This is a genomic window from Enterococcus malodoratus (genome assembly GCF_027659535.1).
Classification (GTDB): Bacteria; Bacillota; Bacilli; order Lactobacillales; family Enterococcaceae; genus Enterococcus_A; species Enterococcus_A malodoratus.
The window spans coordinates 76,458-89,766 of the sequence record NZ_JAQDPG010000002.1; the positions used below are offsets into that span (position 1 = coordinate 76,458).

The window sequence follows — 13,309 nt, forward strand, 5'->3', positions numbered from 1 at the left end:
CACATTTTCAAGAGCTATGGTATAATACATGGCGATAGCATTTAGGAGGTTAGAGAAATTGAGTAGAAAAGATCGCTATAACGATACGAACAATGAACCGTGGGATCAACATATTTACGAATCTGATGGTGAAGAAGAGTCTTATTCACGCAGCCAGTCTCGCCGTAGTGGTGGTGGAAATAAAGGCGGCGGAAATACGAAATTCTTGACGATTCTAGTCGCGTTATTGTTAGCCCTTATTTTGATTCCGGCTGGTGCTTTTTTCTGGATCACTCGTGGAAATGATAAGCCAGCAGCCTCTCCTGAGAGTACAACGCAGGTATCAAAGGTATCCTCAACAGAAAAAATAAGTACCAAAGAAAGCAGTACTGAAGAAAGTACGACTTCTACAGAATCAGAAGCCAATCAGCAATCGCAACAACAAGCTCAGCAGGCTGCGCAAGAACAACAACAGCAAGCTGATCAGCAGGCAGCAGCGCAACAACAGCAACAGCAGCAGGCACAACAAGAACAGCAGCAAAATCAAAATAATACACAAAGTGATGCAAATGCTCAGTATGGTACAGTTCAATCAGGTGAGGGTCCACAGCAAATAGCTGGACGCTACGGTTTGAGTGTAGATGAATTTTTAAAACTAAATGGTATGGATAGAAGTAATTTCTATTTTGATCCAGGTCAACAAGTACGTGTTAAATAAATTGAATACTCTGCCGTAATCGTTTAGCGATTACGGCTTATTTATTGAAAAGAGGCAGGATATGGATAAAATTTCAATTGCAATCGATGGCCCCGCATCATCTGGGAAGAGCACAGTGGCTAAAATTTTGGCAAACAGTTTCAACTTTGTCTACGTCGATACAGGTGCGATGTATCGTGCCATTACTTTTTTAGCAATTAAGCATCAAGTAGCTTTCTCAGATGAGGAGGCATTAGCTGAATTAACAAAAAGATATCCCATCAATTTCCAGCAGTCTGTACATGGACAACTAGTATTTGCGGATGGTGAAGATATCACCCAAGCGATTCGTCAACCCGATGTGACAGCAGCAGTTTCTGAAGTTTCCGCTCATCGAAAGGTTCGTGAAGAGCTGGTAGAAGCCCAACGTCAGTTAGCGCAACTTGGTGGAATCGTAATGGATGGTCGTGATATTGGAACGACTGTTTTACCACAAGCGGAGGTTAAGATCTTTTTGGTTGCAAGCGTAGAGGAGCGAGCGCAGCGACGCTACAAAGAGAACCAAGAAAAAGGGATTGAAATGGATTATGAAATGATCAAGGAAGCCATTGCGAAACGTGATTACTTGGATTCACATCGAGAAGTTTCGCCGCTTGTTCAAGCAGCAGATGCCGAATTGGTCGACACGACTGGAATGACGATTGAACAGGTAGTAACGAAGATTAAAGAGGTCATCAGCTCAAAAGGTTTCTGATTTTTAGACAAAAACGATAAATAAAGCGAATTTCTTCCGAATTTTTAGAAAAAAAGAAGAAATCGCTTTATTTTTCATGTGGATTATTCTAAAATAGAACATGTAGTGTATTTTACGCAGAATTGTTGGTAAGGAGGACAAACGACATGACAGATTTAGAACAAAATTCGATGGACAACGAAAATGTTTCCATGGAAGCAGCAATGGAAAGTGTGCATGAAGTTCAAGTTGGCGATATTGTTAAAGGTGAGGTGCTCGCCTTAGAAGATAAACAAGTTATCGTTGGTATTGAAGGTGCGGGAGTAGAAGGTGTAGTGCCTGCGAAAGAACTTTCAACATTACCTGTTGAAGATATCAATGAAGAAGTCAAGGTTGGCGATATTCTTGATTTAGTCGTTATCTCTTCTATCGGAAAAGACAAAGAAAATGGTAGTTATCTCCTTTCTAAACGTCGCTTAGATGCGAAAAAAGTTTGGGAAGATATCGAAAAAGAATTCCATGACGGAAAAATTATCGAAGCACCTGTAACTAGCAGCGTCAAAGGTGGTTTAGTTGTTGATGTCGGTGTACGTGGCTTTGTACCAGCTTCAATGATTGATGATCATTTCGTTGATGATTTTTCAACTTATACTGGAAAAACATTAAAATTCAAGATTATTGAAATTGAACCTTCTGAGAATCGTTTAATTTTATCTCATAAGGCAGTTGTCGAGGCTGAAAAAGCCGAGAAGAAGAAAGAAATTTTGGCGGACCTATATGAAGGCCAAGTAATCAAAGGCCAAGTGGCTCGCTTGACTGATTTTGGAGCTTTTATTGATCTAGGCGGCATTGATGGTTTGGTCCATGTGTCAGAGATTTCTCATAGTCACGTAGCAAAACCGTCTGACGTATTAAACGTTGGCGATGAAGTAGAAGTTCAAGTTCTTTCGGTTGATCCAGAAAAAGAACGTATTTCGTTATCGATCAAAGCAAACTTGCCTGGACCATGGACAGATATTGAAGAAAAAGCAGCGCCGGGTTCAGTACTTGAGGGAACGGTGAAACGTTTGACCAGTTTTGGTGCATTTGTTGAAATCTTCCCGGGTGTAGAAGGCTTAGTGCATATTTCTCAAATCTCTCACAAACATATCGCAACGCCTCATGAAGTTTTACATGAAGGTGATCAAGTTCAAGTGAAAGTTTTAGAAGTACACCCTGAAGATCATCGTGTTGCTCTTTCAATCAAAGCGTTGGAAGAGAAACCTGAGGAAGCTAAAGCAGAGCCTGTTGAAGAAGAATCCTATGAATTACCAGAAGAAAACACTGGATTCACTATGGGCGATATCTTAGGTGATGCTTTGAGTGATGATTCAGAAGATAAAGAATAGTAGGGAATCTTAAAGGCGTGCTATTTGCACGCCTTTTCTTAATTTAATAGATGAAAATGGCTCCTTCTCTTGCAAGAAGGAGCTTTCTTCGTTAAACTAAGGAGAATTTGAAAAAAAGCTAGCTGTTAGTTCCATTTTTCACTTTAATAGGATGAATGGAATAGTATATAATCGAATCTGAAAATAAGTTTTATAGAAATTTATTACATTAATTTGAGAGTGTCCAACTGTATTTACTCAACATTATTTCAAAGTCAGTTGATTCGTAATATTTAGTTGGATGTTATACGCTGTGAGCACAAATTTATTTTTTCTTTTGGGATAAAGTAAATATATTAAAAGGAACGAGGAATTAAGATATGTCAAATCCTACAATTGCAATTGTCGGACGTCCAAATGTTGGTAAATCAACACTGTTTAATCGAATCGCTGGAGAACGTATTTCGATCGTTGAAGATACCCCCGGTGTCACTCGTGATCGGATCTATGCGAAAGGTGAATGGTTAGATCATGAATTTTCAATAATTGATACCGGCGGAATCGATATTGGTGATGAGCCATTTATGGAACAGATTAAACAACAAGCACAAATAGCTATTGATGAGGCTGATGTTATTCTATTAGTGGCAAGTGGAAAAGAAGGTGTCACTGATGCCGATGAAGCCGTTGCAAAAATATTATACAGAAGTAAAAAGCCAATTATTCTGATGGTCAACAAAGTAGATAATCCTGAGATGCGTAACGATATTTATGAATTCTATTCATTAGGATTAGGAGAACCTTACCCTGTTTCAGGCAGCCATGGACTTGGCTTGGGAGATGTGCTAGATGAGGCTGTCAAACATTTTCCAGAAGATAGTGAAGAGGAGGAAGATCCGTCAATCAAATTTAGTTTGATCGGACGTCCAAATGTTGGAAAGTCTTCTTTAATCAATGCTATTTTAGGTGAAGATCGAGTAATTGTTTCTGATATTGAAGGGACGACTCGTGATGCAATTGATACAAAATTTGTTGGTCAAAATGGGCAAGAGTTTACTATGATCGATACAGCTGGTATGCGTAAACGGGGAAAAGTTTATGAGAACACTGAGAAGTATTCCGTAATGCGCGCTATGCGGGCGATTGATCGTTCAGATGTTGTTTTAGTTGTCTTAAATGGTGAGGAAGGCATTCGCGAGCAAGATAAACGCATTGCTGGATATGCTCATGAAGCAGGTCGTGGTGTAATCATTGTGGTTAATAAATGGGATCTAGTAAAAAAAGATACCAATACCATGAAAGAATTTGAACAGGAGATTCGTGAGGAGTTTGCTTATTTAGATTATGCTCCAATCATTTTTGTTTCAGCAATGACTAAACAACGGTTAAATAAAGTTCCATTGATTATTGAAGAAGTCAGCATGAATCAGAATCTGCGTATTCCGTCATCTGTCTTAAATGATATCATCATGGATGCGGTAGCAATCAATCCAACGCCAACTGATAAGGGCAAACGTTTGAAGATTTTCTATGCGACTCAAGTTGCGGTGAAGCCGCCAACGTTTGTTGTATTTGTTAACGAAGAAGAATTAATGCATTTTTCATATGCACGATTCTTAGAAAATCAAATTAGAAAAGCATTCGAGTTTGAGGGAACTCCGATAAAAATAATCGCTCGAAGAAGAAAATAAGGTATTTTATCATACTTTTATTTTGGTGACAACAGATTTCACTGATTGATAAAACAACCATGAATTTTATGCCATTAATCGCTAAAAACCTTGCTAACATAAGGTTCTTATGCTATCGTTATAACAGAATATTGACCAAATCAATATTTCTTAGCTGATGACTGGACCACTCAGTTATCAGTCGATGTTTACACATCACTACTCATTTCTCAGGAGGTGAATTCATTCATGGCAAACAAAGCAGAATTGATCGAAAAGGTTGCAGCAGCTACTGACTTAACTAAGAAAGACGCTACAGCTGCTGTCGATGCTGTATTTTCAACCATCCAAGGCGCATTAGCTGACGGTGAAAAAGTTCAGTTGATCGGCTTCGGTAACTTTGAAGTACGTGAACGTGCGGCCCGCAAAGGACGTAACCCACAAACTGGTGAAGAAATCGAAATTCCAGCAAGCAAAGTACCTGCGTTTAAACCAGGTAAAGCGCTAAAAGATGCAGTTAAATAATTTTTGCTGCTAAAACCGTTGTGACTTTAAAGTCGCAACGGTTTTTTGTTGAAAAATGAGTGTAAAAATTGCCTGTTCATTGTCTAGTATTCCTTGACTGTTATTTCATTCAATTTATAACTTATTTTTTATTTTACGAAAGGCTTTACATACGATAGAATAAAGTAGAGAACTTCATGAGGAATAGAAAGAGAGTGGAACGATGTCAAAGGAAAAATTATTTTATGTAAAAAGAAATGATTCTTGGCATTCATATGAATTTCTTGCTCAAAGACAAAATGATCCTAATTGGAGACAGGCATTTTTGGAAGCTGAGGCATTGCAAGAGCAAGAAGACAAGAAAAGAAAACGTCGTAATTTTTTAATATTAATAATATCAGTCCCGGTTCTTTTGATTGCAGTTTTAGTGGGGCTATATTTTTATGGTTCTTCTGGAGAGGAAACAGTACCAAAACGAGATGTGAGTTTGAATGACTCTTTGTCTAGTTCCACAGAAGAGACCGAGGTATCTCAGACCGTTGATACTTCCAGTGTTGGTCAAGTATTAACTACGCCTTGGGGTGAACAGGTAACTGTTCTACGTGTGCTGCCAAATGGGGAGCGTGTAATCAAAGAGGGTCCCTCACAATCGGATTTGAATAATGATGGTGTTCTGACTTTTGAAGAGCTATCACAGGTAGAAGAGGAAATGAATCGAGCAAATCAATAGCAATATCAGCAACAACAGACACCACAGCAGGGACAGAACAACCAACAGCAACAGCAAACGCCGCAACAAGGACAAAATAATCAACAGCAACAGCAGACGCCGCAACAAGAGCAGAACAATCAACAACAGCAAACACCGCAACAAGGGCAGAATGATCAACAAGGTGGATCGACTCAAAATGAGGGAAATACACCCCAAAGCCAAGGACAAAATTATTAATCGTGAGGCTTCGTTGAATCAAAAATTTGGAAATTTGAATATATTTTGATTTTTTTCTTTTTACCTAATAAAATAGTCTATTTACCTTTCGCTGTTTTGTTGCGAGAGGTTTTTTTGTAGTATAAAATAAAGAAAATGGGGTGAGTGAAATGGAAGTAACATATCGAAATAAACAAAAGGAGACACTAATTACGTATGGTGAAACCGTTAGCTCCATGATGCGCAAAAAAGATTTGGCGGATAAACAGATCCTTTTTTGCGGAAATCAACGTTATTATGATTTATATGCAGAAAAGCTACGCCAGTTCATCCCAAAAACGAGTTCACATGAGTGGTTCATTACTCCGAATAATCGTTATTGCAATACGATGGAGACGTTCCAAGAGCTGATCCGATTTTTGGATCGTTTCGGCCGACAAAAGGAGACGATTTTTATTGGGATCGGCAATGAAGGAGTTATTGAACTTTTAGGCTTCACTCATCATGTCACAAATTTTCAGGCGGAGTTGTGCTTTCTGCCCGTTTCATTACGCTCATTTGCTCAAAGTCTATCTTTTGCAGATCAAATCGTTTCTGATAAAACACTAATGACAGTTATGGAGATCGAGGAAGCTCCACAGAGTATTCTTTTCGATCATACATTAGCTGATCAGCAAACGACTGGTAAAATGGTGGATCTGCTAACCTTGATTCGTTGTGGAATCATTTGCGATTATCCATTTCTACAAAGTTTATACGGAAACTTTCCAACCCGCGAGGCACTTTTGCAGCAATCATTTTCAGCCTTTAGCGAAACTCTGATCAACTATTATCAGTTGTACAGTGAGGAACTTCGTGATTTTGGGAAACCATTTGAGAAAGCTTTTTTTCAAACAGAGAATGGTTCTTTGCTATCAAACAGCATGAAGACGATGTTCGGATTATTGTTTGAATTAGCTTGGAATGTATCTGCAAACAACCTTCATTTCAATTTTAAAAATTTTGTGATATGGTTGGTGCGATTAGGATTTCCAATTGTTATGCCAGAGGGAATTTCCATGGCTGATTATGGACAGCAAGTTATTGCTTTAGCACAGGAAAAACCGTTGGCCGAGTTGATTCAAATCGGTGAGGTCGGAATGAAAAAAGTTCCAACTCAAAAGGAATTACTTCAAACATTTGAAGTGTATCAAAAAATCGTAACAGAGATCAGGGGAGAATAGATGCCAAGTTATAGTGAAAAAATGCTAACAGCATTAAAAAATGAAGAGTTAACACAAGCGAACCTAATGTTTGAAGAGGCACTGAAAAAAGATGATCCGGAAATGTTAGCAAGTTTAGCAGAAGAACTGCAAGGATTAGGCTTTTTGGAAGAAACAAAGCGGGTCTTACAAAAATTATTAGCAGATTTTCCTGAAGAAGATGTTTTTAATCTTTCACTTGCAGAAATTGCCATAGAGAACGATGATATTGATGGTGCTTTCGAGTACTTGGAAAAAATCAAACCGGATAGCGATAATTATTTAGAGAGTTTATTAGTGACTGCTGATTTATATCAGGTTCTAGGGATTCCCGAGGTTAGTGAAGCTAAATTATTGCAAGCCAAGACGATTGCACCAGAAGAGCCATTGATTACATTTGCTTTAGCCGAGTTACATTTTTCTGCTAATCAATTAGGAGAAGCAATCAACGATTATGGGCAACTGCAGAAGCAGGGCGTTGATGAAATTGCTAATATTTCGATTGATGAAAGGATTGGATCGGCTTATAGTATGATGGGCGGCTTTGAAGAAGCGATTCCGTTTTTAGAAAGAGCGTTGGAAAATGATCGTACTTCAGATCGATTATTTCAAATAGGTTTTACTTATTATCAGTTACATGATCATCAAAAGGCAATCAATTATTTGCAAGAGTTAATTGCTCTAGATCCACAATATCAAAGCGGTTATTATTACCTTGCTGACAGTCTGAAAGAGGAAGAACTATTAGAAGAAGCGTTACTTGCCGCTGAAGAGGGTATCAAAGAAAATCCATACCAAGTAGAGTTGTTGCATTTAGCCTCCGAAATTGCTTATCGCTTACGTGATAGTAAGAAGGCGGAAGAATTGTTGCTGCAGGCGTTGGAAACAGGTGAAAAAGCCGACGAAACGCTTTTAACATTGAGTAATCTTTATCTTAATGAGGAACAGCCAGATAAAACGATTGAAATGATCAGCCAGATGGATGAGGAAGATAATCCATATGCTGCATGGAACTTGGCACTGGCGTATAATGAATTGGAAGATTTTGGTGCGGCACGGACGTATTACAAGCAAGCATTTGAAAATCTATCTCATGAGCCAGATTTCTTAAAAGCATATGGACTCTTTTTACGCGAAGACGGTCAATTGGAAACCGCAAGAGAGGTTTTAACAAACTATTTGCAGCTTGAACCAGGAGATCTAGAAGTACAGTCATTACTAGAAGATTAGAGAGGTGAGAAAAATGATCGATGTTGGTGAAAAACGTGAGTTTCTCGTTTGGTTGATCAATAATGTGAGCTTTCAACGACGAGAAGTGATTTGGATCTTAAACTATCTAATTAATCATGAAGCAATTTTACGGAATGTTCATATTGTGGAACAGGCCATGGCAACGAATCGAGGTTTGGTCTTTCGGGATATCTCGCAACGTGAAGATCCGATGATGTTTTCGGTAGAGGGGCATCAGTTTTCCAATAGTGATCAGATTTTTCATGAGATTCGTCTACATTGGCAGCAGCCTTTATATTTAGAATGCGTCTTTCCTAATTCTTGGCAGAATGCACAGTATCTATCGGTTTTAGAAGACAACCCTGCGCTTTCTTGGAATGATAATGTCAGTGAAGAGATCGTTTCTGAAGTTGAAAACTTCTTAAAACACCAAGAACAAGAAGCACAAGTTGATTTATTAAAAAAACAAATTGATATGGCTTTGGAGGATGGCGACAAAGAAGCTTTTCTGATTTTGTCTGATGAATTGAATCGGCTAAAATTGACTTTACACGAATAAAAAACTAGCACAGACGTGGATTACACGGTCTGTGCTAGTTTTTTTATTCACCTCGTTTTAAGGTGAATCTACGTCGTTGCGGTTTTAAATAGGTAAAGCCTTCGCCTTCTACGTCGTGAACATTGCTGATTAATATGAATGCTTTTTCATCAACAGAATGAATGATCTTTTTCACTTCATTAATTTCTTGTTGTGAAACTACGATATAAACGATCCGTTTTAATTCTGAAGAGAAACCACCTTCGCCGTGGAGATATGTGACACCGCGTTCCAAATGGGCCATTAATAACTCGGCGATCACATTGCTTTCATTGGAAATAATCATCACGCCTTTGGCGGCATAACCACCAGATGAAAGGACATCGACCACTTTGCTGAAAACAAAGGATACGATCAGGGTGTACATCATCCGCTTTAAATCAAGATAAGTCAGTGAACAAATCAAAACAATAATATCAAAAACCAATAGTGATTTTCCCATCGTGAAGCCAAATCTTTGCTCCAGAATCCGCGCAATAACGTCTGCCCCACCAGTCGTTCCACCATTCCGATAAACTAATCCGCTACCAAATCCAGCGAATAGTCCCGCTAAAATAGAGACGATAAACAAGTCGTGATCTAAATTGATCTGTAAGGGAATTCTTTGCCAAATCCATAAAAAGACTGACAAACAAACAGTCCCTAAAATTGTATAGTAGAAGGAACGTTTTCCTAGAATTTTTCCACCGATTAAAATCAATGGAATATTAATAATCAAAGTGGTATATGCAGGATCAATCCCAACAAGTGCTCGAATAATCAAAGTGATACCAGTGACGCCGCCTTCTGCCAAATGATTTGCAATATTCAAGTAGACTAGACCAAATGCATAAATAGCAGTTCCCACCACAATAAAAATAATTTCTTTGATCCGTGTAGTCATAGTCGTTTCCATACGACACCTCCTAATTTGATTGAATGTATTTCCATGAAAAAATTGACTGATTTGAATGCTGAATGTCATTCAAACAAGCCATTCATTTTCTTTTATGCCGAACTGTAAAAATAAAAAGTTGAAATAGTATCTCAAAATTCGTCCTCAATCAACATAGCATGAAAATCAGATTGTTACAACAACATGATAGGAAACAAATCTGTTTTTTGATAAGATAGGTTTGAGGTGGTTTGATGAATGAAAAGACAATGAAAATCATGCAACAAGAAGTTGATGATTATATCCAGCAATTCAAAACGGGTTATTTTTCACCATTAGGACAAATGGCTCGATTAACAGAAGAAGTTGGGGAGTTGGCACGAGAGGTCAACCATCATTATGGTGAAAAAGCAAAAAAAGATTCGGAACAACCGAAAACGGTACAAGAAGAGTTAGGCGATGTCCTATTTGTTACAATTATCATGGCAAATTCTCTCGATATTGATTTAACAGAAGCATTTAATCGTAATATGGAAAAATTCAATCAACGAGATCGTTTTCGATTTGAACGTAAAGACGGTATGACAGAAGGTGATATTCAATGAGATTAGAAGCGTTTCCTTTAGAATTTCAAGGGGCCATGCCTATTTTGCGGAAATTGCAAACAGCTGGATATGAGGCGTATTATGTTGGCGGGAGTGTCCGTGATATTTTACTGAACAAGCCAATTCATGATGTGGATATCGCAACGAGTGCTTTTCCAGCGGAAGTGAAAGAATTATTTCATCGCACAATAGATGTTGGCATTGATCATGGCACGGTGATGGTGATCACTAAAGAGGCTACTTATGAAGTAACTACTTTTCGGACAGAATCAACATATCAAGATTATCGTCGCCCTGATCATGTAGAATTTGTGCGCTCGTTGAAGGAAGATCTAAAACGTCGGGATTTTACAATTAATGCATTAGCTGTTGGAATCGACGGTACCGTGATAGACCTTTTTGATGGATTAGAAGATTTGCGAAATAAAGTTTTACGTGCTGTAGGAAATCCGCATGAAAGATTCCATGAAGATGCATTGCGTATGATGCGTGCATTGCGATTTGTTAGTCACCTAGGGTTTACTTTGGAACCGAATACTTTTGAAGCAATTCAAGAATACCATTCTCTATTGGCCAAAATTTCGGTGGAGCGAATTAATGTGGAATTTGTAAAACTGATGATGGGGTCTTTTCGTGAGGCTGGATTGCGTTCTTTTGTGGAATCAGAGTGTTATATTTATTGCCCTGGTTTACGAAACTATGGAGAAGCATTATTAAATTTCTCGGAACTTCGTGGGCCTGCCATTCCGACTGAACGTCAAGCTTGGACATTATTGATGGTTATGCTTGATATGAATATTACGAATATTCGTCATTTCATGAAAGAGTGGAAATGCTCAAATCAATTAATTCGAGAAGTCACTCAAATGGTACCGGCGCTGCAATTTCGTTTAAAATATGAATGGGATAACTGGACCCTGTATCAGCTAGGTCGTGAGTTGGCGCTGTCTGTTGAATACTTATTGTATTATTTTGATCGTGAACCAAATTTGGCTAAAATTCGTTTGTTGTATCAGTACTTACCAATCTATTCACTAAAGGACCTTGCTTTGAAAGGTAATGAGGTGATGGAACACTTTGATTACCCACGTGGTCCATGGATTAGTATGACGCTAAACGTTTTAGAGCAAGAAGTAGTAGAAGGTAAATTGGATAATAATAAAGAAGAACTTTTAGTTTTTGCTGAAGAATTTTTAAAAAAGGAGATGTCATGAAAAAAATTACGAAGCAGTATAAAGTCAGTGAGGATCAAACAGCTTTAGCGATGGGTTCTGGTGATTTGGATGTTTTGGCAACACCAGCTTTGGTGGCAATGATGGAAAATTGTGCCAAAATTCTATTAGCACCTGAACTTAGCTCTGTTCAAACCAGCGTTGGCTACAAAATGGATCTAAAGCATCTAGTTCCGACGGCTGTTGGTTCGACAGTAAAGGTTGATGCAGAGATACTCGAGGTTGATGGTAAAAAAATTTCTTATTCCATAAAAGCCTTTGATGATGATCAAGTGATCGGCGAAGCAGTTCATCAACGAGTAATTGTTGAAACAGCAGCTTTTCTGAAAAAATTGAAGTAGAAGCACAACATGTGACCGTTTACTCAAGGTGTGCTACACTTAATTTTAGATCAGTAGTGAGGAGAATGTAGAATGGCAAGAGAAATGACAGCACTAAAATTCTATTTTCGTAATGGCGAAACCTGGACAATCGATCGTCGTTACATTGGCGATTTGTGGATTAAGCAAATTACAACAAGTTTTGGAAGAATTCATGGCAGCGAGTTTGTAGAGATTCACCCTTGTGCCGGATTTAAAATCGAGATTTATCAAGAGGGCGATCATGTTCAAACGACAGATATTAATTTAGGCGGTTTAGAGTTAGGAATGTTTGAACGGGCACGCAAATTTGAAGATATTGAACGGATGGAAATTATTTTCCGTGCAGGACATCCAGATTCTGTTTATTTCCCTTATAAAGATAAAGACAACGAAGGCTTGGACAATATTTATCAATCAACGAAGGTTTCTGAAAAGACAAAAAGTTTATATATCGTGATTGATCCAACGAAAAATGTCGATGATGTGTACGGTGATCAATTTTAGTCAACGATTTAACAGGTATCCAATAGGATGCCTGTTTTTTTGTAATAAATATTTTGAAGGAGGCAATTATTTAAAGAAAATCTTAAGGTACCTGATTAAAACGACTGCTCCTCTTGATTAATTCTTCAGGTACCTGTATTATAAGTGTGTAAGGTACCTGAATAAAAAGGAGAAATGATCTATGGAAAATCAAATGAATGAACAATTTATGAAGCTTCAACATGACTTACGTCGTTACTATCATCGTCAAATGGCAAAAAATCAAGGGTTTGGTCCACATCGTGGGCAAGGGCGTGTTCTGGCATTGCTAAAAATGAATCCTGAGATAAGCCAAAAAGATTTAACCTTTGTCTTGGGAATGCGGCCACAATCTGTTGGAGAATTATTACAAAAACTTGAAGATAAGGAAATGATTACCCGTGAAGCTTCAGAAGCAGATCGTCGGATTATGATTATTCGCTTAACGGAACTTGGTGAAAAGGAAGCAGAAAAAATATCTGACACACCAGATTTTGGCGAAGAATTATTTGCTGATTTCACAGATGATGAAAAGGCTGAATGGTCACGTCTAGTTGAAAAAATTAGTGAAACGCTGAAAAATCAATTAGGAGAAGATGACTCTGAAGAATTTTTCGGTGGCGGTAGAGGCTTTGGTGGACCTCGACCTCCTCATGATCATAAAGGTCATGGTTTCAAAGGACATCATGGAATGGAGCCTGGGTACTCACACCACTATGGAGAATTCAATAGATTTAACTGGTAATTTAAAAGCCGTAAAGGAAAAA

Annotated in this window: 15 protein-coding genes; 14 read left to right on the forward strand and 1 reads right to left on the reverse strand. The window is 38.2% G+C overall.

Annotation, left to right across the window (positions count from 1 at the left end; genetic code table 11):
* Window positions 1-58: 58 nt before the first annotated feature.
* The 9 genes from PGP85_RS03710 to PGP85_RS03750 all read left to right on the forward strand — a co-directional run bounded on the left by PGP85_RS03710 (window position 59) and on the right by PGP85_RS03750 (window position 8,908).
* Window positions 59-697, forward strand: coding sequence for a LysM peptidoglycan-binding domain-containing protein (locus PGP85_RS03710; protein WP_270326223.1), 639 nt, complete (start codon window positions 59-61; stop codon window positions 695-697).
* Between the two features lie 61 nt (window positions 698-758).
* Window positions 759-1,430, forward strand: a complete 672-nt coding sequence (cmk, locus tag PGP85_RS03715; RefSeq protein ID WP_010739430.1) for a (d)CMP kinase — start codon at window positions 759-761, stop codon at window positions 1,428-1,430.
* A gap of 146 nt (window positions 1,431-1,576) precedes the next feature.
* Window positions 1,577-2,797, forward strand: a complete 1,221-nt coding sequence (gene rpsA / locus PGP85_RS03720) for a 30S ribosomal protein S1 (protein WP_090405391.1) — start codon at window positions 1,577-1,579, stop codon at window positions 2,795-2,797.
* 359 nt (window positions 2,798-3,156) lie between these two features.
* The gene (der, locus tag PGP85_RS03725; RefSeq protein ID WP_010739428.1) at window positions 3,157-4,467 is read left to right on the forward strand and encodes a ribosome biogenesis GTPase Der; all 1,311 of its coding nucleotides are present in this window, start codon (window positions 3,157-3,159) and stop codon (window positions 4,465-4,467) included.
* A 228-nt stretch (window positions 4,468-4,695) separates the two neighbouring features.
* Window positions 4,696-4,971 (forward strand): HU family DNA-binding protein, encoded by a 276-nt coding sequence (locus PGP85_RS03730; protein ID WP_010739427.1) that lies wholly within the window; start codon window positions 4,696-4,698, stop codon window positions 4,969-4,971.
* A gap of 202 nt (window positions 4,972-5,173) precedes the next feature.
* Window positions 5,174-5,680 (forward strand): hypothetical protein, encoded by a 507-nt coding sequence (locus PGP85_RS03735; protein WP_270326230.1) that lies wholly within the window; start codon window positions 5,174-5,176, stop codon window positions 5,678-5,680.
* A 368-nt stretch (window positions 5,681-6,048) separates the two neighbouring features.
* Window positions 6,049-7,101, forward strand: coding sequence for a hypothetical protein (locus PGP85_RS03740; RefSeq protein WP_010739425.1), 1,053 nt, complete (start codon window positions 6,049-6,051; stop codon window positions 7,099-7,101).
* Window positions 7,102-8,349 carry a tetratricopeptide repeat protein gene (locus tag PGP85_RS03745; protein ID WP_010739424.1) on the forward strand — a complete coding sequence of 416 codons (1,248 nt, stop codon included), beginning with the start codon at window positions 7,102-7,104 and terminating at the stop codon, window positions 8,347-8,349.
* A gap of 13 nt (window positions 8,350-8,362) precedes the next feature.
* Window positions 8,363-8,908 (forward strand): YpiB family protein, encoded by a 546-nt coding sequence (locus PGP85_RS03750; RefSeq protein ID WP_010739423.1) that lies wholly within the window; start codon window positions 8,363-8,365, stop codon window positions 8,906-8,908.
* A gap of 43 nt (window positions 8,909-8,951) precedes the next feature.
* Here the strand turns inward: PGP85_RS03750 and PGP85_RS03755 are convergent, their stop codons facing one another.
* Complete coding sequence (locus PGP85_RS03755; protein WP_010739422.1) at window positions 8,952-9,842, reverse strand: YitT family protein; 891 nt, start codon at window positions 9,840-9,842, stop codon at window positions 8,952-8,954.
* A 233-nt stretch (window positions 9,843-10,075) separates the two neighbouring features.
* Between PGP85_RS03755 and PGP85_RS03760 the strand changes: the two genes are divergently transcribed.
* The 5 genes from PGP85_RS03760 to PGP85_RS03780 all read left to right on the forward strand — a co-directional run bounded on the left by PGP85_RS03760 (window position 10,076) and on the right by PGP85_RS03780 (window position 13,287).
* Window positions 10,076-10,426, forward strand: a complete 351-nt coding sequence (locus PGP85_RS03760) for a nucleotide pyrophosphohydrolase (protein ID WP_010739421.1) — start codon at window positions 10,076-10,078, stop codon at window positions 10,424-10,426.
* Entirely contained in the window at window positions 10,423-11,640 is a 1,218-nt protein-coding gene (locus PGP85_RS03765; RefSeq protein WP_010739420.1) for a CCA tRNA nucleotidyltransferase, read from the forward strand. Before PGP85_RS03760 ends, PGP85_RS03765 begins: the two co-directional genes overlap by 4 nt.
* Window positions 11,637-11,999 (forward strand): thioesterase family protein, encoded by a 363-nt coding sequence (locus tag PGP85_RS03770; RefSeq protein ID WP_010739419.1) that lies wholly within the window; start codon window positions 11,637-11,639, stop codon window positions 11,997-11,999. The genes PGP85_RS03765 and PGP85_RS03770 overlap by 4 nt, the downstream gene beginning before the upstream one ends.
* A gap of 72 nt (window positions 12,000-12,071) precedes the next feature.
* Window positions 12,072-12,524 (forward strand): apurinic/apyrimidinic endonuclease family protein, encoded by a 453-nt coding sequence (locus PGP85_RS03775; RefSeq protein WP_010739418.1) that lies wholly within the window; start codon window positions 12,072-12,074, stop codon window positions 12,522-12,524.
* A 181-nt stretch (window positions 12,525-12,705) separates the two neighbouring features.
* On the forward strand, window positions 12,706-13,287 hold the full coding sequence (locus PGP85_RS03780) for a MarR family winged helix-turn-helix transcriptional regulator (protein WP_010739417.1): 582 nt from the start codon (window positions 12,706-12,708) through the stop codon (window positions 13,285-13,287).
* The last annotated feature ends 22 nt before the right edge of the window (window positions 13,288-13,309 follow it).

Coding starts and splice junctions, on each gene's coding strand:
- cmk (WP_010739430.1), top strand. CDS start 759: ATGGATAAAATTTCAATTGCAATCGATGGCCCCGCATCATCTGGGAAG.
- rpsA (WP_090405391.1), top strand. CDS start 1,577: ATGACAGATTTAGAACAAAATTCGATGGACAACGAAAATGTTTCCATG.
- der (WP_010739428.1), top strand. CDS start 3,157: ATGTCAAATCCTACAATTGCAATTGTCGGACGTCCAAATGTTGGTAAA.
- PGP85_RS03730 (WP_010739427.1), top strand. CDS start 4,696: ATGGCAAACAAAGCAGAATTGATCGAAAAGGTTGCAGCAGCTACTGAC.
- PGP85_RS03735 (WP_270326230.1), top strand. CDS start 5,174: ATGTCAAAGGAAAAATTATTTTATGTAAAAAGAAATGATTCTTGGCAT.
- PGP85_RS03740 (WP_010739425.1), top strand. CDS start 6,049: ATGGAAGTAACATATCGAAATAAACAAAAGGAGACACTAATTACGTAT.
- PGP85_RS03745 (WP_010739424.1), top strand. CDS start 7,102: ATGCCAAGTTATAGTGAAAAAATGCTAACAGCATTAAAAAATGAAGAG.
- PGP85_RS03750 (WP_010739423.1), top strand. CDS start 8,363: ATGATCGATGTTGGTGAAAAACGTGAGTTTCTCGTTTGGTTGATCAAT.
- PGP85_RS03755 (WP_010739422.1), bottom strand. CDS start 9,842: ATGGAAACGACTATGACTACACGGATCAAAGAAATTATTTTTATTGTG.
- PGP85_RS03760 (WP_010739421.1), top strand. CDS start 10,076: ATGAATGAAAAGACAATGAAAATCATGCAACAAGAAGTTGATGATTAT.
- PGP85_RS03765 (WP_010739420.1), top strand. CDS start 10,423: ATGAGATTAGAAGCGTTTCCTTTAGAATTTCAAGGGGCCATGCCTATT.
- PGP85_RS03770 (WP_010739419.1), top strand. CDS start 11,637: ATGAAAAAAATTACGAAGCAGTATAAAGTCAGTGAGGATCAAACAGCT.
- PGP85_RS03775 (WP_010739418.1), top strand. CDS start 12,072: ATGGCAAGAGAAATGACAGCACTAAAATTCTATTTTCGTAATGGCGAA.
- PGP85_RS03780 (WP_010739417.1), top strand. CDS start 12,706: ATGGAAAATCAAATGAATGAACAATTTATGAAGCTTCAACATGACTTA.